The 23,219-nt window shown below is 69.0% G+C and carries 22 protein-coding genes; 10 read left to right on the top strand and 12 right to left on the bottom strand.

The window, feature by feature from the left end; all coding sequences use genetic code 11:
• Window positions 1-4: 4 nt before the first annotated feature.
• Both aztC and aztB read right to left on the bottom strand, forming a co-directional pair.
• Window positions 5-919: a zinc ABC transporter substrate-binding protein AztC gene (aztC, locus tag ACWDMM_RS22780; RefSeq protein WP_449939381.1), complete on the bottom strand. Its 915-nt coding sequence runs from the start codon at window positions 917-919 to the stop codon at window positions 5-7.
• Window positions 916-2,922, bottom strand: a complete 2,007-nt coding sequence (aztB, locus tag ACWDMM_RS22775; protein ID WP_449939378.1) for a zinc ABC transporter permease AztB — start codon at window positions 2,920-2,922, stop codon at window positions 916-918. Before aztB ends, aztC begins: the two co-directional genes overlap by 4 nt.
• Before the next feature lie 55 nt (window positions 2,923-2,977).
• Here aztB and aztA point away from each other — a divergent pair, with 55 nt between their 5' ends.
• Window positions 2,978-3,673, top strand: a complete 696-nt coding sequence (gene aztA / locus ACWDMM_RS22770) for a zinc ABC transporter ATP-binding protein AztA (RefSeq protein WP_449939376.1) — start codon at window positions 2,978-2,980, stop codon at window positions 3,671-3,673.
• Here aztA and ACWDMM_RS22765 read toward each other — a convergent pair.
• Complete coding sequence (locus tag ACWDMM_RS22765) at window positions 3,670-4,869, bottom strand: MCE family protein (RefSeq protein ID WP_449939374.1); 1,200 nt, start codon at window positions 4,867-4,869, stop codon at window positions 3,670-3,672. The two genes, aztA and ACWDMM_RS22765, sit on opposite strands and share 4 nt — an antisense overlap.
• Before the next feature lie 171 nt (window positions 4,870-5,040).
• On the opposite strand from ACWDMM_RS22765, the gene ACWDMM_RS22760 reads away from it, so the two are divergent.
• Window positions 5,041-6,405, top strand: coding sequence for a cytochrome P450 (locus tag ACWDMM_RS22760; protein ID WP_449939372.1), 1,365 nt, complete (start codon window positions 5,041-5,043; stop codon window positions 6,403-6,405).
• Window positions 6,406-6,460: 55 nt separating this feature from the next.
• On the opposite strand, the gene ACWDMM_RS22755 is transcribed toward ACWDMM_RS22760, so the two are convergent.
• Genes ACWDMM_RS22755 through ACWDMM_RS22730 form a run of 6 tightly spaced genes read right to left on the bottom strand, consistent with a single transcriptional unit; the run spans window position 6,461 to window position 12,513 of the window.
• Window positions 6,461-7,687, bottom strand: a complete 1,227-nt coding sequence (locus tag ACWDMM_RS22755; protein WP_449939371.1) for a cytochrome P450 — start codon at window positions 7,685-7,687, stop codon at window positions 6,461-6,463.
• Between the two features lie 32 nt (window positions 7,688-7,719).
• Window positions 7,720-8,844: an NAD(P)H-dependent amine dehydrogenase family protein gene (locus tag ACWDMM_RS22750; protein WP_449939368.1), complete on the bottom strand. Its 1,125-nt coding sequence runs from the start codon at window positions 8,842-8,844 to the stop codon at window positions 7,720-7,722.
• 1 nt (window position 8,845) lies between these two features.
• Entirely contained in the window at window positions 8,846-10,456 is a 1,611-nt protein-coding gene (locus tag ACWDMM_RS22745; protein ID WP_195081480.1) for an acyl-CoA synthetase, read from the bottom strand.
• Between the two features lie 22 nt (window positions 10,457-10,478).
• Window positions 10,479-11,729: a hypothetical protein gene (locus ACWDMM_RS22740; protein ID WP_449939365.1), complete on the bottom strand. Its 1,251-nt coding sequence runs from the start codon at window positions 11,727-11,729 to the stop codon at window positions 10,479-10,481.
• A 5-nt stretch (window positions 11,730-11,734) separates the two neighbouring features.
• Window positions 11,735-12,286, bottom strand: coding sequence for a Cif family virulence factor (locus ACWDMM_RS22735; RefSeq protein WP_195081478.1), 552 nt, complete (start codon window positions 12,284-12,286; stop codon window positions 11,735-11,737).
• Window positions 12,286-12,513: a ferredoxin gene (locus ACWDMM_RS22730; protein ID WP_195081477.1), complete on the bottom strand. Its 228-nt coding sequence runs from the start codon at window positions 12,511-12,513 to the stop codon at window positions 12,286-12,288. Before ACWDMM_RS22730 ends, ACWDMM_RS22735 begins: the two co-directional genes overlap by 1 nt.
• A gap of 509 nt (window positions 12,514-13,022) precedes the next feature.
• Here ACWDMM_RS22730 and ACWDMM_RS22725 point away from each other — a divergent pair.
• Complete coding sequence (locus ACWDMM_RS22725; protein WP_357106049.1) at window positions 13,023-13,898, top strand: LLM class F420-dependent oxidoreductase; 876 nt, start codon at window positions 13,023-13,025, stop codon at window positions 13,896-13,898.
• An 80-nt stretch (window positions 13,899-13,978) separates the two neighbouring features.
• On the top strand, window positions 13,979-14,557 hold the full coding sequence (locus ACWDMM_RS22720) for a TetR/AcrR family transcriptional regulator (RefSeq protein WP_195081475.1): 579 nt from the start codon (window positions 13,979-13,981) through the stop codon (window positions 14,555-14,557).
• 14 nt (window positions 14,558-14,571) lie between these two features.
• On the opposite strand, the gene ACWDMM_RS22715 is transcribed toward ACWDMM_RS22720, so the two are convergent.
• Complete coding sequence (locus tag ACWDMM_RS22715; protein ID WP_357106045.1) at window positions 14,572-15,438, bottom strand: mycofactocin-coupled SDR family oxidoreductase; 867 nt, start codon at window positions 15,436-15,438, stop codon at window positions 14,572-14,574.
• A 176-nt stretch (window positions 15,439-15,614) separates the two neighbouring features.
• Between ACWDMM_RS22715 and ACWDMM_RS22710 the strand changes: the two genes are divergently transcribed.
• The 3 genes from ACWDMM_RS22710 to ACWDMM_RS22700 all read left to right on the top strand — a co-directional run bounded on the left by ACWDMM_RS22710 (window position 15,615) and on the right by ACWDMM_RS22700 (window position 17,570).
• On the top strand, window positions 15,615-16,100 hold the full coding sequence (locus ACWDMM_RS22710; RefSeq protein ID WP_195081473.1) for a nitroreductase family deazaflavin-dependent oxidoreductase: 486 nt from the start codon (window positions 15,615-15,617) through the stop codon (window positions 16,098-16,100).
• A gap of 139 nt (window positions 16,101-16,239) precedes the next feature.
• Window positions 16,240-16,608: a helix-turn-helix domain-containing protein gene (locus ACWDMM_RS22705; RefSeq protein WP_195081472.1), complete on the top strand. Its 369-nt coding sequence runs from the start codon at window positions 16,240-16,242 to the stop codon at window positions 16,606-16,608.
• A 194-nt stretch (window positions 16,609-16,802) separates the two neighbouring features.
• On the top strand, window positions 16,803-17,570 hold the full coding sequence (locus ACWDMM_RS22700) for a hypothetical protein (RefSeq protein WP_195081471.1): 768 nt from the start codon (window positions 16,803-16,805) through the stop codon (window positions 17,568-17,570).
• Window positions 17,571-17,627: 57 nt separating this feature from the next.
• Here the strand turns inward: ACWDMM_RS22700 and ACWDMM_RS22695 are convergent, their stop codons facing one another.
• Window positions 17,628-18,122 carry a hypothetical protein gene (locus tag ACWDMM_RS22695; protein WP_195081470.1) on the bottom strand — a complete coding sequence of 165 codons (495 nt, stop codon included), beginning with the start codon at window positions 18,120-18,122 and terminating at the stop codon, window positions 17,628-17,630.
• A gap of 283 nt (window positions 18,123-18,405) precedes the next feature.
• Here ACWDMM_RS22695 and ACWDMM_RS22690 point away from each other — a divergent pair, with 283 nt between their 5' ends.
• Both ACWDMM_RS22690 and ACWDMM_RS22685 read left to right on the top strand, forming a co-directional pair.
• The gene (locus tag ACWDMM_RS22690) at window positions 18,406-18,972 is read left to right on the top strand and encodes a DUF6968 family protein (protein ID WP_195081469.1); all 567 of its coding nucleotides are present in this window, start codon (window positions 18,406-18,408) and stop codon (window positions 18,970-18,972) included.
• Window positions 18,973-19,169: 197 nt separating this feature from the next.
• Window positions 19,170-20,537, top strand: a complete 1,368-nt coding sequence (locus ACWDMM_RS22685) for a WS/DGAT/MGAT family O-acyltransferase (protein WP_195081468.1) — start codon at window positions 19,170-19,172, stop codon at window positions 20,535-20,537.
• A 40-nt stretch (window positions 20,538-20,577) separates the two neighbouring features.
• Here the strand turns inward: ACWDMM_RS22685 and ACWDMM_RS22680 are convergent, their stop codons facing one another.
• Window positions 20,578-22,689 (bottom strand): AMP-binding protein, encoded by a 2,112-nt coding sequence (locus ACWDMM_RS22680; RefSeq protein WP_397071049.1) that lies wholly within the window; start codon window positions 22,687-22,689, stop codon window positions 20,578-20,580.
• 293 nt (window positions 22,690-22,982) lie between these two features.
• On the opposite strand from ACWDMM_RS22680, the gene ACWDMM_RS22675 reads away from it, so the two are divergent.
• Window positions 22,983-23,216, top strand: a complete 234-nt coding sequence (locus tag ACWDMM_RS22675) for a hypothetical protein (RefSeq protein WP_195081467.1) — start codon at window positions 22,983-22,985, stop codon at window positions 23,214-23,216.
• Window positions 23,217-23,219 lie beyond the last annotated feature (3 nt).

The following is a 23,219-nucleotide window of genomic DNA, read 5'->3' as shown; positions in this document are numbered from 1 at the left end:
GGTACTAAGGGGCGAGGCCGCGCACGATCGACTCGGTGTTGGCCCGCATCATTTCCAGGTAGGTGCCCGCGCCGCCGCCGGGTTCGGTGAGCGATTCCGAAAACAGGGAGATCACCCGCACGTGCACGCCCGCCTGTTCGGCGAGCACACGGGCCAATCGGTCGGGTTGCGATGAGTCGGCGAAGATCGCGCTCACTCCTGCGACCCGGATGGCTCCGGCGAGGGCGGACAGATCCGACGGGCTCGGTGAGGCGAGCGTGGTCCCGCCGGGGATCACGGCGCCGATCACCTCGAAGCCGAATCGCTCTGCGAGATAACCGAAGACGTGATGGTTGGTGACCAGCTTCCTCCGCTCGACGGGAATCGTCGCGAACCGCTCGGTCATCCAACGGTCGAGCCCGTCGAGTTCGGTCAGGTAGCGGTCGGCTCCGGCGCGTACGGCCGCGGCGTCGACGCCGTCGACCCGCTCGACGATCCGGTCCCGGATGACTTCCACCGCCTTGCGCACCCGGCGCGGGTCGGTCCAGAAGTGTGGATCCGGCCCGCCGTCCGCTTCGTCCGCGGAGTAGTCGATCGGATCGATCGCCGCGCCGACGGCCACCGCCGCCACCCCGGATTTCTCGGCCGCCTCGACGTTGCGCAGCACGCTTTCCTCGAGGCCGAGACCGTTGTAGACGATCAGGTTCGCGCGTTCGAGCCGGGCCGCCTGCTGGGCGGAGAGGGCGAACAAGTGCGGGTCCGCGTTGGGCTGCATGAGCACGGTGACCTCGACCGCGTCGCCCGCGACGGCGCGGGTGAGATCGCCGAGGATGTTGGTGGTGACCACGATTCCGCCGCGATCGGCGTCGGCATTCGAGCATGCGGTCAGGCTGAGCAGGGCGACGGCGACCAGCGCGCACCACCGGGCGACTCGTCTCATCGGCCGGTCTCCACCATCGTCGTGGGCGCGATGTCGAGGCGGAAGGTGCGCGCGGTGCGCAGGTTGTCGGTGTAGTCGATCTCGTGGATGACCCGCGCCGCGGGATCGTTGACGTAGGCGCGATGCTCGTCGACGAGGATCACCGGCGCGGGTGCGCCGTCGCGCACCGGCGCGGTGAGCTGTCGCGCCGCGGCGGACTCCCGGCCGGACCCGACGTCGTAACTGTGCAGAAGACCGTCCGCGGTGAGGACCAGCAGTGCCGCGTCCTCCCCCGCCGTGTTCGCCGCCACCACCGGACCGGTGTCCACGGCGGTCCAGGTCTTGCGCCGCACGTCGAGCACCCACACGCCGCGCCGGCCCGCCTCGGCCACCAGCGTCGCGCTGCCCGGACGATGGAAGAACTCGATCGCGCGATCGTCTTCGGAGCTGCCGGGCGGATAGGGGATCTTCTCGCCGGTGAAGACCGCGTCGCGGGCCCTCACCACCAAAGCGCCGTCGGCGCAACCGAAGACGACACCACGCCTGGTCACCGCGGAGCCGCGCGGGCGTGGACACGGCTGCGCGAGAACCCCTGCGGGCGCGTTGTCTCGGGTGCGCACTTCGATCCGGTCACCGGTGGGCGCGGCCACCAGCAGGCGCTCGGCGTACGGCACCGCGGCCGCGTCCGCGATCACGCCGTGCACCTGCCGCGAGCCGCTGCCCAGCGCGGACCGGTTGAGCAGCGTGGTGCCACCGGCTTCGGCGATCAGTGCCGTCACCGCGCCCTCGGCGTGCGCGGCCGACAGCGGACCGCCGGCGACGGCGCCCAGATCGCGCACCGGTGCGCGGTAGTAGTGCACGTGGTCGCCGTGGTCGACCGTCCACGTGCCCGCGTCCACGATCCGCACGCCGTCGCGGGCGGGCAAGAAGGCGAAGCGCCCGTCGGCGGTCAGGCGGCCCGCGCCTTCCGCCCGCCCGAGGTCGACGACCTCCTCGGTGATGAGGTCGACCACCCGCACGGCGCCGGTCGCCGCGTCTGCCACGACCAGCCGTGGCTGCGCCTCATCGGCCTCTTGCGCGCCGGCCACGTATCCGTGCGGCGTCGTCTCCACAGGATCGGTGGAATCCTCTGTCGTGCAACCGATCAGCGGTGTGATCGCGGACAGGGCCAGCAGGACGGCAAGCGGTTGCGGCGGCACGCGCCGGCCTCGAATCCGATCACGCAACCGGGACGACAACGCCGAGACGAAGAACAGCGCGACGGCCGTCGCCGCGATGGTCGCCCCAGCGGCGGTGCGCGCGTGCCAGGAGATCAGCAGCCCGGCGAAGGTGGCCACCGCGCCGAGCGCCGCGGCGGTGAGCATGATCGACGGAATGCGATGCGTCCAGTAGACGGCCGCCGCGGGCGGCGCGATCAGCAGACCGAAAACCAGCAGGGTTCCGACGATATGGAAGGACGCGACGATCGCCAGAGTCACCAGAGCCACCAGCGCCACGTTCGCCAGACGTGGCCGCAAACCCAGGGTGTGCGCCTTGCGCGGATCGAAGGTGAGTGCCACGAACGCCCGGTGGCCCAGCACGGCGAGCACCGCCGCGAGCACCGTGGCCGCGACCAGATACCACAGGTCACGCTCGCCGACGGCGAGCACGTCACCGAAGAGGAAGCCGGTGAGGTCGACCGCGAACGAGGGCGAGCGCGACACGATGATCACGCCCGCCGACAGCATTCCGACGAACAGCAACCCGATGCCGATGTCCGCGGCGAAGCGCGTGCTGCGGCCGAGCACCGATACGCCGACGGCCATCGCCGCCGCGCTGAATGCCGCGCCGAGCAGCGGATTCCCGCCCAGCAGCGCGGCGATCGCGATGCCGGGCAGCATGCCGTGCGCCATCGCCTCGCTGAGAAACGCCATGCCGCGCACCACCACCCAGGTCCCCGCCAGCGCGCACAGGCACGACACGAGCAATCCGCCCCACAGCGCCCGCTGCACGAACGACACCTCGAACGGGGCCAACCACTCCATGACGCAGCACTCTACAATGATAACGGTTTTCATTTCAATGAGTGATCGGAGTCTCATGCCGTCAGCTGTCCATGTCGCCGCGGTGACGGCCGGTTACCGGGGACATCCGGTGCTGCGCGAGGTCACCGCCACGATCCCGGGCGGCCAGGTGACCGCCCTCGTCGGGCCCAACGGCTCCGGCAAATCCACCCTGCTCGGCGTCTTGGCGGGTGTCATCGCACCCACCGCGGGAACCGTGCGCAGGGAACATCTGCGGCGACCGGCATTCGTGGTGCAGCACAGCGCCGTTCCCGCCACCCTGCCGCTCACCGTCGGCGAAACGGTCGCCATGGGGCGCTGGGCGCGGCGCGGCGCATGGCGGCGTCTCACCCGCCAGGATCGCGCCATCGTGCGCGCGTGCCTGGACCGCATGGCCATCGCCGACCTAGCGGAGCGCCGGCTCGACAGCCTCTCCGGCGGCCAGCGCCAACGCGCGCTGCTCGCCCAGGCACTGGCCCAGGAGTCCGACCTGCTCCTGCTCGACGAACCCACCACCGGCTTGGACGCGGCCGCGCAGCGGGAGATCTCCGACGCCATCCGCCTGGTCGGAGCCCACGGGGTGACGGTCGTGCACGCGACACACCGGCGCGAAGACGCCCTGCGCGCCGACCACTGCCTGCTGCTGCGAGACGGCCGGGTCGCCGATCACGGCACTCCGCACACCGTCCTACGTGAGCACACTTCCGAACCGGAAGCAGCCGCCGTCGACTAGCGCGGCACTCCCGGCATGCCGGCGAAAAGGATTTGAAACACCTTGGGGGCGTTGGGCACGACCGTCATGGACGGAGTGAACGGCGCGCCTTCGTTGGTGTCGGTGACCACATAATCGGCGTGACTATCGGGAACCCGGTCGAGAATCCCGTCGCAGCGCGGCCCGCCGGTCGCGTTCACCTTCGGCAGGTCGCCGGGATATTCATAGGGCTGCGCGCCATACATGAAACTCGCGTTGAAGATGGCCCCGGGTTTGTTCCCGCCGATAATGGCTTCCGCCGCGGGAAGAGCCTTCGCGATGCCGGTGACCACGCAAAACAGCACGGGCGAATAGGTATCGAGCAGCGAGCCCGTTGGTCGCAGGGTCTCCAGCGCGGCGGTGAGTCCTTGCTCGTTGTCCGTCAGCGCCGACCGGGTGGTGTCGGCCAAACCGATGAGATTGAGCAGCACGGCATCCAGATCGTCCGCGCCGCGGGCGAGCGTCTCACTGGTCGCGGTGGCGTCGGCGGCCGTGCGCAGCAGGTCGGGGGCGGTGTCGGCGTAGAGTCCGGTGACCCGCCCTGCGGACGACAGATCGCGCCGCAGCGCGGGCAGGCTCGGGTTGATCTGCCGCAGGTAGTCGTCGGCGCGAGCGAGCAGATCGCCCAACCGCTCGCCACGTCCCCGCAGCGCGGTGTCCAACGCGGCCAGCGTGGCGTTGAGTTCACCCGGTTCGACCTTCGCCAGCACCTCGCTCAGACGCTGGAACAGCGTGTTGTATTCGACGGTGACGGATTCGGCCCGGATCGTCGCGCCCGGGCGCAGCGGCGTCGGCGACGGAGCGCTCGGCACCACGAAATTCACGTATTTGGCGCCGAATACGGTGGTCGAACGGATATCCACCGTGGCGTTGGCGGGCACCAGCCGCAGCAGCTCGGGATCGAGCGCGAGGCGCAGACGCGCCCGGTCGCCGCGGAACTCGACGGCGCTCACCGTGCCGAGTTCCACGCCGCGCATCCGCACCTTGGCATCGGTGTCGAGCACCAGGCCGGAGCGGGGCGTCTCCACGGTGACGGCCACCGTCGAGCGGAAGCGCCCGGCGTACATCGCCGCGGCGACCGCGACCACCGCGACGACGAGCAGGATCAACGCCGCTCCGGCGATTTTCAACCGCAGTAACCGCCATGTCACCAGCATGGCTCGGCTGCCGAACCTCATCTCGAAACCACCGATCACTTCTCGTCGCGGGCTGTGCGCAGACGGCGGCACACCTGTGGCCGGACAGACGACGGTCACGGTCGGCGTCTTGCCGGAGGCTCGCTAACCGTAGTACTGTCCAGACACGTGTCCATCATAAAACTCGGACACTTATCTGGGGAAGGATTTCCAATGACTCTGGTGAAACCACGCCGGGTATCCGGAGGCGACCACGAGCACGGTCATCTGGAGGAGTTCCGCGTCGATCCGATCGGGCTGATGCGCCGGGTCCGCGCGGAATGCGGTGACGTCGGCTCGTTCGATCTGGCCGGGCGCCAGGTCATCCTGCTGTCGGGCGCGGAGGCCAACGAATTCTTCTTCCGCGCAGGCGACGATGATCTGGACCAGGCCGCCGCCTACCCCTTCATGAAGCCGATCTTCGGCGAGGGCGTCGTCTTCGACGCCAGTCCGGAACGCCGCAAGGAAATGCTGCACAACCAGGCGCTGCGCGCCGAGCACATGCGCGGGCACGCCGCCACCATCGCCCGCGAGGTGGAACGGATGCTGGCGCGCTGGGGCGAGGAGGGCGAGATCGACCTGCTCGACTTCTTCGCCGAACTGACCATCTACACCTCCTCGGCGTGCCTGATCGGCGTGAAGTTCCGCAACGACCTCGACGACCGCTTCGCCCACCTCTACCACGACCTGGAACGCGGCACCGACGCGCTGGCCTACGTCGACCCCTACGCGCCCATCGACAGTTTCCGCCGCCGCGACCAGGCGCGGGCCGAGCTGGTCGAACTGGTGCAGGCGATCATGGATCGGCGGGCCGCCGACCCGCCGACCGGCAAGGACGACCGGGACATGCTTGACGTGCTCATCTCGATCCCCGGCGAGGACGGCGCACCGCGCTTCAGCGCCAGCGAGATCACCGGCATCTTCATCTCCATGATGTTCGCCGGCCATCACACCACCTCCGGCACGGCGGCCTGGACGATCATCGAACTGCTGCGCCACCCCGAGGTGCTCGACCGGGTCGTCGCCGAACTCGACGAGCTCTACGCCGACGGCTCGGACATCAGCTTCGGCGCGCTGCGCCAGATCCCGGTACTGGAATCCGTGCTCAAGGAGACGCTGCGCCTGCACCCGCCGCTGATCATCCTGATGCGGGTGGCGCGCGGCGAATTCGACGTCTGCGGTCATCGCATCGAACCCGGCGATCACGTCGCTGCCACTCCCGCCATCTCCAACCGCATCCCGGAGGACTTCCCCGATCCGGACACGTTCGATCCCGGCCGCTACATCGATCCCAACCAGGCCGACCTCGTCAACCGCTGGACCTGGATTCCGTTCGGCGCGGGCCGCCACCGCTGCGTCGGCGCGGCGTTCGCGCTGATGCAGCTGAAGGCGATCTTCTCCCTGCTGCTGCGGGACTGGGAATTCGAGATGACCCAGCCGCCGGACAGCTACCGCAACGACCACTCCAAGATGGTCGTGCAGCTCGCGCAGCCATGCACCGTCCGTTACCGCAGGCGCCGCAAGGACGGCGACAGCTGACCGGCCGGACACGCGGCGGGCTCCCCGTCGGGTGACGGGGAGCCCGCGCCCGGCGCTATTCGTAGCGCACCCGCCAGCTCTTGATGCCGTTGATCCACCCCGACCGCAGGCGCACCGGCTCGGACACCTGGCGCAGGCCGGGCATCGCGTCGGCGATGGCGTTGAACATCAGATCGATCTCCAGCCGGGCGAGGTTCGCGCCGACGCAATAATGCGTGCCGGTGCCGCCGAAACCCACGTGCGGGTTCGGGTCGCGCAGCACGTCGAAGGTGAACGGATCCGCGAACCCGTCCTCGTCGAAATTGGCCGAGCTGTAGAACAATCCGAGCCGCTGTCCCTGCCGGATCCGCTGCCCGCCCAGTTCCAGGTCTTCCGTCGCGGTGCGCTGAAAGGCGGTCACCGGGGTCGCCCACCGCACGATCTCGTCGGGCGCGGTGCGCGGACGCTGCTGCCGGTAGAGCTCCCACTGCTCGGGCCGGTCGACGAACGCCTTCATGCCGTGGGTGATGGCATTGCGAGTGGTCTCGTTGCCCGCCACGGCGAGCAGGATGACGAAGAAGCCGAATTCGTCGGAGCCGAGCGCCTCACCGTCGACGTCGGCGTGCACCAGCTCGCTGACGATGTCGCCCACCGGGCACGCGCGGCGCTGCTCGGCCATGTTCCAGGCGTAACCGAGGATCTCGGCCGATGCCATCGCGGGATCGCCGTACTCGGGATCGTCGTAGTTGAGCATCTGGTTGGACCAGTCGAACAACTTGCGCCGATCCTCCTGCGGCACCCCGATCAGCTCGGCGATGGCCTGCAACGGCAGCTCGCACGCGACCTGCTCGACGAAGTCGCCGCCGCCGGACTTCTTGGCCTCGTGCACGATCCGCGCGGCGCGTTCGGTCAGCGCCGCCCGCAGGCTCTCCACCGCACGCGGGGTGAACCCCTTGGCGATGATCCGCCGGATCTTGGAGTGCTTGGGCGGGTCCATGTTCACCAGCAGAGCGCCGGTGAGCGCCATCTGCTCCGGGGTGATGTCGCCGGGCAGGCGGATGATGGCCCCTTTCCGCTCGGAGGAGAACAGCTCGGGATGTCTGGAGATCTCCTTGATGTCGGCGAGCTTGCTGACCACCCAGTAGCCGCCGTCGCGGAAACCACCGGAGGTCTCGTCGGATTGCGCGTTCCACCACACCGGGGCGGTGCGGCGCAGCTGCGCGAATTCCTGTACCGGACTTCGGTTCTCCCACAGCGCCGGGTCGGTGAAATCGAATCCGACGGGTAATGCCGGTGCTGCCATTGCTACCTCCTGGATGAAAACGTGCGAGCCGGTCAGCGCGAAGGACGACGCGCGACGCCGGTATCCGCCGCGGCGGGCGAAGCGCAGGCCGCGTCGCCGCCGGTTCCGCGCAGCCATGCGGCGGCGCGACCGGCGACGAGCGGCAGGTCGAGATAGGTCCGCACGCCGGGCTCGGCGGCGACCACGTAGGGGATCGAGTTCACGCAGTGCATGGCCGTGGCCACGATGCCGGGGTTGCGCACCAGACCGGCGGCGGCGCTGTGCGCGTGCATGCCGGTGAACGTCACCGTCGCGCCGGGATCACCCACGACCTCGACCTCGTATCGCTCCCCCGCCGGCCCGAAGGTCCACGGTGGATCGAGGTGCTCGGTGCCCATGAACCAATTCACCGCGGCCGTGATCACCGGAGCGCCGCGAACGGTCCCTTCCCAGCGGAAGCGCTGCGCGGCGACACGCCCCGGCGCGATCGGTCCGATGGGCGAATCGATCGGCGCCGTGGCCACCGCCATGTCGTGCGTCACCCGCAACCGCTCGTCGAGCGCGATGCCGAGCGCTTCGGCGATCATCCACACCGACTGGCTGTAGCCGCCTGCGAGCACGTTCGCCATGACGCTGGTCGCGGCCTGTTCCGGCGTGGCGCCGAACAGCATCCAGTCCCGGACCACCTCTGGCGCGCCGTAGGTGCGGATATCGGAGAACTCTTCGGCGCGCACCGCGGTGATCGAGCCCGACAGCGCCGATACCACCAGCGGGATCTTCTCGGTGATGCCGCCCGGATGTATCCCGGTACCGTGCAAGGTGACTCCGGCCGCACGGCACAGCTCGTCGTAGCATTGCCGCTCCGCGCGGCGCGGATGGAACCAGCCCAGCGGTGTGACGACGTTCTTGCCGGACCGCAGAATCGCGCGCATCGTCTCCGGGGCGGCCGTGAAGGGGCTGTAGAGCACGCAGTCGGCCTGCGTGGCGAGCAAGCGGTCGGCGTCGGTGCTCGCGCGCACCCCGATCGGCGCGCGGCCGACGAGTTCGCCCAGGTCCATGCCGTCCTTGTCCGCGCTGTGCACCCAGGCTCCGGCCAGTTCCAGCTCCGGATGGTCGAGAATGCCCTCGATGGCGGCCCGCCCGACTCCGCCGGTGGCCCATTGGATCACCCGGATCATGTCAGTCCGCCTTGTGGTCGGGCCCGCGCGCGGCGACGTACTGCTTGGCCCACCGGTAGTCGGGTTTGCCGCTGGGCGCCCGCACGATGGCGTCGGCGACCCAGATCTGTTTGGGCACTTTGTATCCGGCCAGGAAGCGGCGCACGTGCGCCTGCAGTTCCGTGAACTCCACGGGCCCGGGGCCGGACAACGACACCACCGCCGCGACCTGATGCCCCCAGCGTTCGTGCGGCACGCCGATCACCACCGCGTCGAAGATCGCGTCGTGCGCCTTCACCACGCTTTCGACCTCTTCGACGAACACCTTCTCGCCGCCGGTGTTGATCACCATGTTGCCGCGGCCGATCAGCGTGATCGACCCGTCGGCCTCGGCGCGGGCCCGGTCGTCGGTGACGACCATGCGCACGCCGTCGACGGTCTTGAACAGCCGCTCGGTCTTGCCGGGGTCCTTGTAGTAGCCGATCGGCACGTTGCCGGTCTTGGCCAGCCAGCCTTCCGAGCCGGGCGCGACGGGGCGGCCGTCGTCGTCCACCACGACCGCGCCGCGACCGGTCTGCACGCGGGGGCCGCGTGCCGGATCATCGTCCTTCTGGGCGAAACCGATGCCGCCGAACCCGGTTTCCGACGATCCGATGGAGTCCGAGACGACCGCCCACGAGAACATCTCCAGCAGCGTGTTCTTCACCGGCTGCGACAGCAGCGCGGCGCCGGAGGCGATCGCCAGCAGCGAGGAGGCGTCCACCGGCTCGCTGCGGTACGCCTCGATCAAGGGTCTGGCCATGGCGTCGCCGGTGATCACCATGACCTGCGGGCGTTGCTCGGCGACGGTCCGCCAGACGCGGGCGGCGTCGAAGCGGGATTCGAAGATCACCGTGTTGCCCGACCACAGCGCGGTGAAGGTCGGCATCATGGCGGCGGCGTGGATCAGCGGCGGCAGCACCAGCCAGGCGCTCGGATCCGCCTGAGCGCCGGTGCGGGACTGCTGGAACTCGTCGGCGACCGGCTCGCCGGTGTAGAAGTCGATGCCGCCGCCGAGCACGCGCCACATGTCCTCTTGCCGCCACATGACGCCTTTCGGCATGCCGGTCGTCCCGCCGGTGTACATCATGAACAGGTCGTCGGCGCTGCGTTCGACGATCGGACGGTCTGTCGCCGCGGCGGCGAGGGCCGACTCGTACTGCGTCGCCGCGGCATCGTCCGCTTCCGGCGTGAACTCGTCGGCGACGCGGATCGTGTGCCGCAACCCCGGCGTGCGCTGCCGGGCCTCCTGGACGGCTTCGCTGTAACAGCAGTGGTGCACGAGCACCTCGAGGTCGGCGTTGTCGTAGACGTAGGCCAGTTCCGCGACGCCGTACCGGTAATTGATGTTGATCGGCACGGCGGCGAGTTTGAAGCACGCGATCAGCGTCTCCATCGTCTCGACGCTGTTGTGCATCTGGAAACCCACGTGCGTCCCGGCGCCGACGCCGATACTCGCCAGATGGTGCGCGAGCCGATTGGCGCGGACGTCGAGCTCACGGTAGGTCACGCGGCGGCCGGACCGGACGAGAGCCACCCGCTCGGGCATGGCGTCCACGGAGTGCTCGAAGAGGTCGGCGAAGTTGTTGGCCATGTCGTTCCATCTCTGGGTGCGGTCAGACGACGGTGAGCGGAAGGGGTATCCCCCGGTCGGTGAAGGTGAAGGCGGCGCCGGTGCTGAACCGGGTCAGCGCGACCTCCGTCGCCTCCCGGAACGGTGTGTCACCGAGCGTGACGGCGGCGCGCCAGCCGTCCTCGCCCGCGGCGACGACCTCGGCGGAGAAACGCGGATTCACGCCGCGGACCAGGGCATTCAGCGGCTGCACGTGCTCGGGGTCGAGCATCGACGGCCACGTGCCGTCGGTGTGCGCGCCGCTGGCGGCCGGGAACGTCACCGTGACCGTGTCGCCGGTGTGCGCGATCTCGATTCCGTTGTAGGGCAATGGATTCAGCGCCGGATGCAACCGCAGCACCGTCGCCAGCGCGGCGGCGTCGTCGCCGAGGCCGAGGCAATCGCGCAGGCGTTCACTGGTGAGGCCGGCGATACCAGTGAACTGCTTGCGCCCGATCTCCAGCGCCGCATCGGCGTCGGCCCGGGCGCGCACCGCGATCAGGAAACCGAGGGTGAGCAGGTGATGTTGCAGGCAGACCTCGTCGGCGAGGCGGACCAGCGCGGAGCGGGAGAAGTCCGCGAAGCGCACATCGCTGAGCAACGGTCCCGAGTAGTCCGGCCGCCCTTCGTCGGCGGGGTCGATGGCGGCCAGCTCCAGTCCGGCCGCCACCGACCCGGCGACCAACTCGGCGTTGGGCGGCACCGGCGGCGGCACGTGGGCCGGGTCGATGACGACCGTCCACGCGCACACCGGTTTCCGATCGGCCGGACGGCGGGGCGGGCGGTGGATCGGCCGGACCTGGGCGTGCGGATTGGTGGCCAGCGCGGTCGCGTCGAAGGTCGGATCCTCGATGTCGTGACACATCGCCACGACGAAGTCCTCGCCCATCGGTTCCACGTCGGCGAGCGCACCGCAGTGGTCGAGCCAGAACTCGCCGTGGTGGTGGTCGTCGACCCGGAAACGGAAGTCCATGAACTGCGGTGGCGCGCCGATGTCCAATTGCAGTCCCTTGAAGATGGTCTCCACGCCGTCGCCGGTGAAGCCGAGCGCGCGCTGCATGCGCCGGGTGTAGACCGGGCTGGCCACCTGCCACTCCTCGATGGCGATCGCGGTCATGCCTTCGCGGCCGAACGCGGCGATCGAGTGCGCCATGCCGGAGCGATCGATGAGGTGCCCGCACAGGAGCAGTTCGGGCAGCAGCGCGGCCAGCGTCGCGCGGTCGAGGCAGGCGAATCGGCTCGGTGATCCGGTCATGTCGGTCACCACAGCGCGACGGGCGATTCGCCGATGCGATACCAGCCCGGCAGCGGCTGCCCCGACACCGAGCGCTCGATGCGCTTCTGCATGCCAGGGGTGATGGCCTTGTTCGTGATCATCTCCAGAAACAGCGCCGAGACGTTGCCGAAGTCGAAGAAGTCGCGCTGCCAGGACCATTGGAAGTCGCCGCCGTAGCGGAACCAGCTGCCGCCGATGCCCTCGGGCGAATAGTTGCGCCCATCGGGCCGCTTGGCCTCGCTGATCTGCTTCCAGAACCCGATGACGGTGCCGGTGCGGTCGTCGACGACGAATTCCTGGTACGGGTAGGTCCAGCCCTCCAGCCCGGCCATCTCCTGGCCGAGGGCGAGGTCGCGGATCTCGTCGCGTCCGACGGCCATGAACTCCTGCGTCGGGCCGTAGTTCCAGCCGTAGGTGGCGTCCTCGGTGTACATCTGCGCGAGGGGCTTCCAGTCGCCCTTTTCCTCGCAGCGCTGGTTCTCCGTGATCCAGCGCTGGATCATCTCGTCGAGCTCGGCGCGGTCGAAACCTGGCATCAGTCGGTACCTTTCGGAGAGGAGTCGGTCGCGTCTTCGTCGGCGATCGACAGGGCTTGGGTCGGGCAGTAGCGGATCGCGTCCGCCACGGCGGCCCGCAGTCCGGCGTCCGGCACGTCGCGCAGGATTTCGACCTGGCCGCGTCTGGGCACCGTGAACACCTCGGGAGCCTCGGCTTGGCAGACCGCGTGCCCTTGGCACAGATCCAGGTCGGCGCGGATTCTCACGACCGGCTCCGCACGGGTTCGCACAGTGATTCGCGGAGCCGCCCGGGTGGGCGGCGCGTCGGGTGTCCGTGCCGCGACAACGCCCGGAGTCCGAGGTCAGGGTCGGCATACCGCGCAGCTTCTTCCGGCGGCCGCCGATACGCCGGATGCGAGTCGTCGTACGGGCCGAACACCAGCGGGTCCACCTCAGCCGTCATCGCCCACCCTCCGAATTCGATAACAAGTTCTCAACGATGATCGTCCGCACGACCCGCCGAAGAGACACATAGCTGGACATGTGTCTGGACGGTACCACTGACAGTTTTTCAGGACAATCCCGAAAGCGAGAACTCGCGAGAAGAAAGTCGCCGCGGCGCCACCAGGCCGACTCGCAGGAAAATCAAGAACACGTTCTTGTAGGCGTATCGCCATTCGGACTATATTCCACACAGGTGTCCAGACACGGCGTGTCGCCGTGCGCCTCACCGCCACGACAGTTCGTCGAACGACCAGACAAGGCGAGGATCCCCATGCGCTTCGGCATCGTCCTGTTCACCAGCGATCGCGGCATCACCCCCGCCGCGGCGGCCGGAGCCGCCGAGGAAGCGGGCTTCGCCTCCTTCTACGTCCCCGAACACACCCACATCCCGGTGGCGCGCAACGCGGCGCACCCGCAGACCGGTGACGCTTCGCTCCCGGACGACCGCTACCTGCGCACGCTCGACCCATGGGTCGCGCTGTCCATGGCGGCGGCCGTCACCGAGCGCATCGAGCTGGCCACCGCCGTCGCGCTCCCGGTGGAGCACGACCCGATCACCCTGGCCAAGACGATCGCCTCCCTGGACCACCTCTCCGGCGGCCGGGTCGTGCTCGGGGCCGGATTCGGCTGGAACACCGACGAACTCGCCGACCACGGCGTGCCCGCGCACAAGCGGCGCACGGTGCTGCGCGAATATCTGGCGGCGATGCGGGCGCTGTGGAGCCGGGACGAGGCCGGTTTCGACGGCGAGTACGTCAGCTTCGGCCCGAGCTGGGCATGGCCGAAACCGGTGCGGCGTTCGGTTCCGGTGCTGATCGGCGCGGCCGGCACCGAACGCACGTTCCGCTGGATAGCCGAGTCCGCCGACGGCTGGATCACCACGCCGGGGGAAACACAGATCTCCGATCGTCTCGCGTCATTGCACGAGATCTGGCGGCAGGCCGGGCGGCCGGGACGTCCGCGCGTGGTGGCCCTCGATTACAAGCCGGACGCGCGACGCCTGGCCGAGTGGGACCGCGCCGGCGTCACCGACGTCGTGTACGGACTGCCGGACAAGGACGAGCCCGCGGCGCTCGCCTACCTCGAGCGGTTGTCCGGCAAACTCACCGGCCTCGGCCTGCCGCTCGGCGCGGCACATCAGGCGTAGCGCCGACGGTCCCAGACGGCGATCGATTTCCGCAGCGTGGAAGTTGCTGGAACGACATCGCGACACTACCATCTAGACACATGTCCGAAAAGTATTCCAGAACCGTGGAGGCAACGCGGCGGCGCCTGTCCGGAAAGCAGGCCGACACCGTCGAGAAGCTCACCAGATCGGCGATGGAAGTGCTTTCCCGCGAGGGCTTCGCGGGCATGACCATCCGAATGGTGGCCGCCAACGCCAAAGTCGGCACCGCCACCGCCTACACCTATTTCTCCTCCAAGGAGCATTTGGTCGCGGAGATCTTCTGGCGCAGGCTGCGCGCGGCGCCGTCGCCGGTGAGCGAGGACCGGGACGCCACCGTGCGCGTGATCGCCGAACTCCGCGGCATCGCGCTGCTCGTCGCCGACGAACCCGCATTGTCCGGCGCGGTCACCAGCGCGCTGCTCGGCCGCGATCCCGACGTGGAACATTTGCGGGCCCGCATCGGCCTGGAAATTCGCGAGCGGATCGCGCATGCGTTGTCCGGAAATCCGGACCCGGACATCGTGAAATCGCTCGAATTACTCTATGCGGGGGCGCTGGTACACGCCGGTATGGGTTATGAATCCTATGCCGACATCGCGGACCGCCTCGAGCGGTCCGCGATGCTCATTCTGAAGTGACAGCGCTTTTCGCGTCACTGCCCGGCGAGACCCAGTTTCAGCGACGCCCCGCCGTCGACGAACATCTGCAAGCCCGTCACATAGCGCGATTCGTCGGAAGCCAGGAACGTGACCGCATGCGAGATGTCCGAGGATTCGACGAAGGGAATCGGCATGGCCTGCATGAACGGAAAGGTCACCTCGGCGTCCTCCCGCGTCGGATTCCGCACGTCCGGACGGAAGATCTGGTACATCCCGGGGTTGTGCAGCATGTCGGTGTCGACGTTCGTCGGGTGCACCGCGTTGATGCGGATCGAACTCGGCCCGAGCGTCAATGCCAAAGTCTGCGTGTAGGAACGGATCATCTTCTTCGACAAGCCGTAGCCGTCGCCGCCGGGACCTTGCAGCGCCTGCTGGCCGTTGAATCCGGTCTGCGGCACCAGGCCCGCGACCGAGCCGGTCACGATGATCGACGCGCCCGCGCCCAGATGTGGCAGCGCGGCGTGCACGGTGTTCACCGCGCCGACGAAGTTGACGTCGAAGACGTCGACGAAGCCTTGCAACGGCACGTGGTGCCCCAGCGGGCAGATCCCGGCGTTCGCCACGACCACGTCCAAGCGCCCGAGTTCGGCCACCGCCTGCGCGATCGCCTCCTGCACCGCGGTCCGATCCCGCACGTCCACCTTCCTGGCCACCACCCTACGACCGGTCTCGGCGACCAGATCCTCGGTCTCGGCGAGATCCGCTTCGGTCGCCAGCGGGTATTCGTTGCTGGCGATATCGGCGCAGATGTCGAAGGCGATGATGTCGGCGCCCTCTTCGGCCAGGGCCAGCGCGTGGCTGCGGCCCTGCCCGCGTCCGGCACCGGTCACCAGGACGACTTTGCCACTGACCCGATCCATGTTTCCTCCACCGTGCTCTCCGCCGGTTGCCGTGACCCCTGCGACGCGCCCGGCACGTCTATGGAATAGTAACCGGACAACTGTCTGGACGATACTACGGACAAAGGTATGGATCAATCATTCGACACCGCCCCCGATGCCACCGCCGCACTCCGGCCCGAAGGGGGTGAGCGCTGATGCCGAACCGACCGCGCAACCTCGATTCGCCGCTGGTCACGACCGTCATCAAATACATGTCCAGGGCGCAGACCTGGGCATACCGCCGGACCGGAGGGCGCGTCGGCGGTCGATGGCGGATCGGCGCCGGTTTCCGTAAGCCGGTACCGACCTTGTTGCTCGAGCATCGGGGCCGCAAATCGGGCAAGCTGTTCACCGCCCCGCTGCTGTACCTCGTCGACGGCCCCGACCTGGTGGTGGTCGCCTCCCAAGGCGGGTTGCCCGATCATCCGCAGTGGTACTTCAACCTCCTGGCACACCCCACGACCCGGGTGCAGATCGGTGCCGAGCACCGTCGCGTCCGCGCCAGGGTGGCGAGCCCGGAGGAAAAGAATCGCTTGTGGCCCTTGCTCGTAGACCTCTACGCGGACTTCGACACCTACCAATCCTGGACCGAGCGCGAGATACCGGTGCTGATTCTGCAACCGGAGGACAGCTCGGACTGACCCGGCGCGTCGAGCGAGGTCCGCACCCGCGCTCCCCCATGATGTTCAGCGTTCCCGGCGCGGTGGGCGCCGCCCGCCCGCCGGAGCAGTGCGACGCAATCGATCGACTCGACCGAGGATGGGAGAGCGTGTGGCGAAAATGGGTAGGCGGAAGCGGTCCAGGCTGATCACCAGCGGAATGCTGCGGGAGAAGCACCGCGAGGAGGAGACGGTCGCACCGGCGCGGCCGGCGCGGGATGAGGCAGCCGAGACGGCCGTCGCGTTCGATCTCGACGCGCTGGCCACGCGCGTGCGTGCGCGGCGGCGAGAGATGAAATGGACCCAGGCGGACGTGGCGGGCAACGGCGGCCCGCCGGCCAAGGTGATCAGCGAGATCGAGCGGTCCCGCAATCCACGGCCGGATGCCGATGTCCTCGACCGGCTCGACACGGGACTCGAATGGCCGCCCGGCACCAGCGCGACGATCCTGCGCGCCGAGCGGGCAAGCGAACTCGCCGCTGCCCGCTGAGCCGGAGGATCCGAATCACGGCCGGTCGGAGAATTTTTCGCTATCTCCGACCGGTCGAGCCGGAACGCTCATAGGTTGCTGTGGGCGCTGCTAGGCTGCTCAGCGACCCTAGACGACTGCTCTTGCGCCGCCGGAGTGCGCGGGTCCGGCCGTGCTGGACGCAGGTGTGAACCCGATGAAGGAATGGACGAAACATGCAACTCCGCGGCATCACTGCGGCAGCGATACTCGCCATCGGCTCGCTGACCGTCGGCGCGGGCGTCGCGCACGCCGAGCCCGCCCCCGACATCACCTACTCGGCCAAGCTCATCGATCAGACGGTGGTCGCCGCGCTCAGGGGCGGAACCTTCGAATTGTCCAAGGCGCTGCGCGATCAGCCCGCGGGCGACGAGAACGCTCGACTAACCGAGCGCGACGGGGTGCTCGTCGATCACACCGGCGCCCCGGCCGACATCGCGCAAGTGATCGACGTGGTCGACGTCCGCGACCGCGACGGCCACGTCGCGATGACGCTGCCGCTCGACTTCCGGATCGCGGGCACCGTCATCCCGGTCCGCCCGGAGCTGAAGAAGGACAGCACGGTGCTCGAGCTGAAGCCGACCAGGCCCGACGGCATCGCGATCACCGAGCCGCTGGTGGCCAAGCCGGTCGCCTCCATGACCGAGAACCAGCGCGCGAGGGACGAATTCGCCAGCCAGTTCGGACTCGCCACCGCCATCGGCGGTTTCGTCGGCACCGCCATCGGCGCCACGATCGGCTGCCTGGTGACCATCGCCGTCGGTTGCGTGGCCGGTCTGCTGACCGGCGCGAGCCTCGGCGGCATCCTGGGAACCATCGCGGTCGGCGGACCCACGCTCGTCGTGGCCGGCGTCGATCTGCTCACCACGCTGCAGGCGGCCGACGGCACCACTCGCTTCGCCGACAAGCCGGTCCAGTCCGCTCCGGCCCAACCCGCCAAGTAGCTCGATCCCGGCGGCGCGCCGCATGCCGCCGGGCGAGACCTCCGACCGACCGCGCCGCTACAGCGGCGCGGTCGTCGTGTTCGAGCGGCCCACCCGCTCGTCGTTGATCAGGTGATAGGCGCGCCCCAGATCGTCGAGCGCACGCTCCCATCTGGTGTCCGCGTCCCGGCCGCGCGGATTGCGGCTCAGCAGCAGCAGCGCCTCGGCCGCGTCCGTCGACCGCGCGGCGGCGTCCAGCAGGACCGGCACCGGATCCACGGTGGTGCCCGCCGCCAGCGCGCCGATGCGGTCGTGCAGCCAGTGCGCGTCGAAACGCACCTGCTCCGTGGGGTTCTCGCCGTTCACCGGCAGGGTGCTGACCGCGGCGGCCCGTGCCGCCTCCTCCTCGTCCATCGTCGTGGTGACCACGTGGCGCAGTTCGCTGCTCGCGATCCGGTGTAGCAAACCGATCAGTAGGACACGTTCGGCGTCAGGACCGTGCAGACCCGTGTCGCCCACGCGTGCGCCGACCTCGTCCGGGTCGACGCGCAAGATCGACAGAACCGCTCGCAACTGCGCAATCGTTACCACTTCGTCCGCCCCTCCTCATCGTCGCGGCCCCACCAACACACCCTCGGCGACAGCCTGCCAAACGCGGGGCGTGTTAACCGTTCGGTAGCCCTTTTGCCGATACGGCGTGTCTCCGCGCTGCGGTCAAGGTCACCTGCAACCGCAGGATAAACCCGGGGCGAACTTGGGTACTCCACATTGCATGAGAGCGATATCGGCGCGGGTCACTGGTGACACGACCACGTCCGCAGTGCGCGAATCCGAGCACAGCGGTGCGATCGCGAGCATGAAGTGGCGGCGGATCAGAGAGGTGATCGCCACCCGCACCGTCTCCGATGCCACGCGAGAAGTCTCCATCGAGGTGGGCAAACCGCAGATGGCGCCGGGTGACACCGGTGTGGTGTGCGGTTTCCGCATCCAGGGCATCGGCGAACGATGGGCGCACGGCGTCGATTCCATCGCCGCGCTCTACCGCGCGTTCCAGGAGATCGCGCACGAGCTGCGGCAAGCGAACAGCCACGGCGCGCATTTCCCGGTGACCGATCCCTCCGATCCCGGCTTCCCCGCCGCCCCCACCCGGCCCTCGCGCGCCGCCACGACGGTGACCAGCGAGCCGCAGGCGCTCATCGCCGCGCGCACCCTGCACGATGCCGACAGCTCGTTGTCGATCATCATCGGCAGGCCGTATCTGGCGGCCGACCGGCGCGAGCACCTGTGCCGATTCCACATCAGCAGGCAGGGCGCGTCGCTGGCCAGCGGCGTCGACGAGATCCAGGCGCTGCACACCGCGATCAGCATGATCAGCGAACGTCTCGAACTGCCGCAGGACTGGCCGGTCAGCCGCCTGTCCTGAGGCAGGCCCGCACAATTCCGCGACGAACCGCCCAGCCGGTCCGGATTCGGCACCGAATCAATCGGGTGATGGATCGTCGGCCGACCGGCACAGCTCTCCCGCGCCGTGGGCAGTCCGGCGACCTTCCACGTCCGCAACCGAACCGTGGCGCAACCGAACCGTGGCGCAGCCGCGGCGTCGCCAGGAGGGAACTGCCCATGGAATTCATCTCGCCGGTGGACGCCCTGTTCCTCATCGCGGAATCACGCGAGCATCCGATGCACGTCGGTTCGCTGTCGATCTTCGACCCGGTCGATGGCACCGGACCCGAATTCGCCAGGCGCGCGTACGCCACACTGGCGGCCGACCAGAACTTCCACCCCACGTTCCGCAAGCGCCCGGCTCGCCTGTTCGGGACCCCGCAGCTGGCCTGGACCGTGGACAGCGCCGTCGAACTCGACTACCACGTGCAGCGATGGGCGCTGCCGGAACCGGGTGGCCTGGACGCCGTGACCGAGGTGGCCGCGGGACTGCACAGCAGGCTGCTCGACCGGCACCGGCCGCTGTGGGAGGCGCATCTGATCGAAGGGCTCGCCGGCGACCGGGTCGGCTTGTACGCGAAGATGCACCACGCACTCATCGACGGCGTCGGCGCCCAACGGCTGTTGCAGCGAACGCTCACCACCGACCCGGAATCCGGCGAAGCGCTGGTGCCCTGGCATCTTCCGCCCTCGACCGGCCGCAGCGCGCACGCACCGCGGGAGCGGCAGACCCTCACCGGCCGGGCGCGCGCACTGCTCGCCGCCGCGGGCTCGGCGCCATCGGCTTTGCGCCTGGCCCGTACCGCGCTGCTGGAGCAGCAGTTGACGCTGCCCTTCGCCGCACCGCGCACCATGTTCAACGTCCCGATCGGCGGGGCCCGCCGCTGCGCAGCCCGCTCCTGGCCGCTGGACCGGATCCGGCAGGTCAAGAAGATGACCGGCACCACGCTCAACGACGTGGTACTGGCCATGTCGGCCGGCGCGCTGCGCGCCTATCTGCTCGAACACCTCGCCCTGCCGGACAAGCCGCTGATCGCCATGGTGCCGGTCTCGCTGCGTCCCGAATCCGACGACGGTGACGGCGGGGGCAACGCAGTGGCCGCGCTGCTGTGCAATCTGGCCACCGACCTGCCCGATCCGGCCGCGCGGCTGGCGGCGATCAGCTCCTCGATGCATCGCAGCAAAGAGATCTACCGCGCGCTGTCCCCCGTCCAGGCCGTCTCGCTGTCGGCGCTGACGCTCAGTCCGCTCGCCCTGTCGCTGCTGCTTCCCGCCACGGCCGCGCTGACCAGCCCGCCGTTCAACATCGTCATCTCCAACATCCCCGGGCCGCGCGAACCGCAGTACTGGAACGGCGCGCGCGTCGCGGCCAGCTATCCGCTGTCGATCCCGCTCGACGGGCAGGCGGTGAACATCACCCTCACCAGCAATGCCGACAGCCTGGACATCGGCATCGTCGCCTGCCGTCGCGGCGTGCCGGACGTGGCCAGGCTGCTCGATCACCTGGAGACCGCGCTGACCGACTTGGAGGACACCGTCTACTGAGACCTGCCGGGCCCGGCAGGCGGGAGCGCCGCCGGAAAGGTCAGGGCGATCCGGCGGTGCCGAGACCGTTGATCGACGGCGGCAGCTCCGGCTCGGTCGCGCCGGGACCGGCGAGCAAGCGCTTGAGGATCTTGCCGGTGTCGCCACGCGGCAGCGCCGAGAGGAAGGTGACATCGCGCGGCACCGAGAAGCGGCTCAAGCGGTTGCGGATGTAGGTGCGCACCATATCCGAATCGAGGCCGGAGCCTTCGCGTTTCACCACGAACGCCGCCAGTCGCTGACCGAATTCGCGGTCCGGCACGCCCACCACGGCGACGTCGCTGACCTGCGGCAGGTGCGCGAGCGCCTCCTCGACCGGGCGGGGGAAGACGTTCTCGCCGCCGGAGATGATCATCTCATCGTCCCGTCCGGCGATGAACAGCCGGCCCGCGGCGTCGAGGTAGCCGAGGTCGCCGGTGTCGAGCATGCCGTGCGCCTCGTCCGGCGGCGCCGAGTTGACGTAGCCGTCGAACAGCATGTGGTTGCCGACGAAGATGTGCCCGGTCGCGCCGATCGGCAGCCTGCGGTGGTCGGGTCCGAGCACGGCGACCTTCGTGCCGAGCGGCGGCCGCCCCGCCGTGGTCGGCGAGGTGTGCAGGTCCTCGGGCGTGGCGATCGTCGCCCAGGAGACCTCGGTGGAGCCGTAGACGTTGTAGAGGACGTCGCCGTAGGTCTCCATGAATCGCTCGACGGTCGCACCGGCCAGCGGCGCACCGCAGCTGATCATGTGCCGCAGGCTGGAGGTGTCGTAGCGAGCGCGCACGTGCGCGGGCAGGTCGAGGATGCGCTGCACCATGGTCGGCACCACGATCACCGTGTTGACCCGGTGCTCGGCGATGCGGCGCAGGCAGTCCTCCGCGTCGAACCGCTCGGCCAGCACCACGGTCGCGCGCAGCGCGGTGCTCAGTTGCAGGCCGGCCAGCCCCCAGGTGTGGAACAGCGGCGCGGGGATCAGCATGGTCTCGTTCATCTGCATCGGGATGCGCGACAGCAGTGCCGCGATGGACCCGAAGCCCTTCGGATGCGGCCTGCGCGCGCCCTTCGGCGTCCCGCTGGTCCCGGAGGTGAGCACGATCAGCCGTCCCGGCTGGGCAGGCGTGCGGAACGTCGTGTGCCCCTCGGCCACGAGCTGGTTCACGGTCGTCCGGTCCGGCGCGGGAGGACGCTCGTCGGTGTTGTACCGCGGGATGTCGGCGTGCAGATAGCGCACCAATTCCTCCAGGTCGCCATCGACGAACAGCGCCGAGAGGCGATCGCGCTGGACGATCTCCTCGATGGTTCGCCCGGCCAGCCCGGCGTTCAGCAGGGCCACGTCCACGCCCAATTTACCTGCGGCGACCATGCATTCGACCATGGCCGCGTGGTTGCGCGCCAGCAGTCCGACGGCGTCGCCAGGACCGAGGCCGTGCGCGGCCATCGCGCCGGCCAGCGCGTTGGTGCGCTCGTGCATGTCGGCGAAGGACCGGGTGCCGCGGTCGTCGATGATCGCGGTCCGATCCGGGGCGTACGCCGCGCCCGCCGCGTACCCGCCCGCCAGGTTGAAACCCCACTTCGCCAGGGAGCGAAGCTGTTTGAGACTCCGATCCAGGCGAACCGGCAGCACGACGCCGGTGGCCACCATCTGCCGCGCCACGCCCGCGTTGCGCCGGATCGGCGAATCCTCGCCGTTGACGACCAGGGAGGTCCGCGCGCCCTTGGCGACGTCGGCCACCCGCTTCAGTCCGCTCTTGGTCCACTCCGCGATCGCCACGTTGGACAGCTCGGCCACCCGCGGGTGCACCCGGCTCGGCGCGAAATAGGTGACCGTGATCTTGGTGCGCTCCTCGTCGCCGTGCAGCCGCACCGACGCGAAACTGCCTAAAGCGGCGTACTGCATCTCGAAGCTCTCGTACCACCGGCCCACGCTCACCCGGATCTGGTGGGTGCGAATGCCCGACGCGTAGGTGCCGACGCGCATCTGCCAGACCACATTGCCGTCGGCGGACTGGATCTGCTCGCACGCGCCGATACCGGTGAACATACGCGGATACGTCTGCGGTTCGAGCAGCAGATCCCAGATGGTCTTGCGGGCGATCGCGAATTCGGCGACTACGTCGATGACATCGGTAACCAACTTGTGCACTTCTCGTCGGCCGGTTCGAAGAACTTCGGGTCGGCGGGTAGCTCCTTTGTAACGTCAGTCACAGGCGAGGTCAAGTAGCCGGGGCGCCGTCCCCACTACCAGCGATACGCAGGGAATACGCTGCGATTGCCCAGCATTCACCTGCGCCTGGGAACCGGCCCAAATCACCCGCGCGGCACCTGTGAATCAGCCCAATGATCACCGAAACTCCCGCCGGGCGCCGGGCGCCGATCCTAACGTCGCAGACGCCTGCTCGGCAGGACCGCACGCTGGCTGGAGAGGTTATGGACGACAAGCCCGCACGACGAATCGCGCACTCCCGCGCCGAGGAGATCCTCGACTTCTTCGGCAAATGCCGAGCGTGCGGATATCCCGCTTACGCGGAGACCACCACGGTGCGCTACGACAACGGCGACCTGGAGACCAAAGTCATCGCCAGCTGCGCCTTACCCTGCGGCTGGACCGGTGAGGTGTCCGCGACGCCGATGACCGGCTCGGTCGTCCGTCCGAGCACGTGATGG

This window comes from Nocardia sp. NPDC003726 (genome assembly GCF_053586955.1).
This window is presented reverse-complemented; position numbering and strand designations above follow the sequence as displayed.

Coding starts and splice junctions, on each gene's coding strand:
- ACWDMM_RS22735 (WP_195081478.1), bottom strand. CDS start 12,286: ATGCCAGGTTTCGACCGCGCCGAGCTCGACGAGATGATCCAGCGCTGG.
- ACWDMM_RS22755 (WP_449939371.1), bottom strand. CDS start 7,687: ATGGCAGCACCGGCATTACCCGTCGGATTCGATTTCACCGACCCGGCG.
- ACWDMM_RS22765 (WP_449939374.1), bottom strand. CDS start 4,869: ATGAGGTTCGGCAGCCGAGCCATGCTGGTGACATGGCGGTTACTGCGG.
- ACWDMM_RS22750 (WP_449939368.1), bottom strand. CDS start 8,844: ATGATCCGGGTGATCCAATGGGCCACCGGCGGAGTCGGGCGGGCCGCC.
- ACWDMM_RS22760 (WP_449939372.1), top strand. CDS start 5,041: ATGACTCTGGTGAAACCACGCCGGGTATCCGGAGGCGACCACGAGCAC.
- ACWDMM_RS22685 (WP_195081468.1), top strand. CDS start 19,170: ATGGAATTCATCTCGCCGGTGGACGCCCTGTTCCTCATCGCGGAATCA.
- ACWDMM_RS22675 (WP_195081467.1), top strand. CDS start 22,983: ATGGACGACAAGCCCGCACGACGAATCGCGCACTCCCGCGCCGAGGAG.
- ACWDMM_RS22700 (WP_195081471.1), top strand. CDS start 16,803: ATGCAACTCCGCGGCATCACTGCGGCAGCGATACTCGCCATCGGCTCG.
- ACWDMM_RS22740 (WP_449939365.1), bottom strand. CDS start 11,729: ATGACCGGATCACCGAGCCGATTCGCCTGCCTCGACCGCGCGACGCTG.
- ACWDMM_RS22715 (WP_357106045.1), bottom strand. CDS start 15,438: ATGGATCGGGTCAGTGGCAAAGTCGTCCTGGTGACCGGTGCCGGACGC.
- ACWDMM_RS22705 (WP_195081472.1), top strand. CDS start 16,240: ATGGGTAGGCGGAAGCGGTCCAGGCTGATCACCAGCGGAATGCTGCGG.
- ACWDMM_RS22710 (WP_195081473.1), top strand. CDS start 15,615: ATGCCGAACCGACCGCGCAACCTCGATTCGCCGCTGGTCACGACCGTC.
- ACWDMM_RS22720 (WP_195081475.1), top strand. CDS start 13,979: ATGTCCGAAAAGTATTCCAGAACCGTGGAGGCAACGCGGCGGCGCCTG.
- aztA (WP_449939376.1), top strand. CDS start 2,978: ATGCCGTCAGCTGTCCATGTCGCCGCGGTGACGGCCGGTTACCGGGGA.
- ACWDMM_RS22725 (WP_357106049.1), top strand. CDS start 13,023: ATGCGCTTCGGCATCGTCCTGTTCACCAGCGATCGCGGCATCACCCCC.
- aztB (WP_449939378.1), bottom strand. CDS start 2,922: ATGGAGTGGTTGGCCCCGTTCGAGGTGTCGTTCGTGCAGCGGGCGCTG.
- aztC (WP_449939381.1), bottom strand. CDS start 919: ATGAGACGAGTCGCCCGGTGGTGCGCGCTGGTCGCCGTCGCCCTGCTC.
- ACWDMM_RS22745 (WP_195081480.1), bottom strand. CDS start 10,456: ATGGCCAACAACTTCGCCGACCTCTTCGAGCACTCCGTGGACGCCATG.
- ACWDMM_RS22690 (WP_195081469.1), top strand. CDS start 18,406: ATGAAGTGGCGGCGGATCAGAGAGGTGATCGCCACCCGCACCGTCTCC.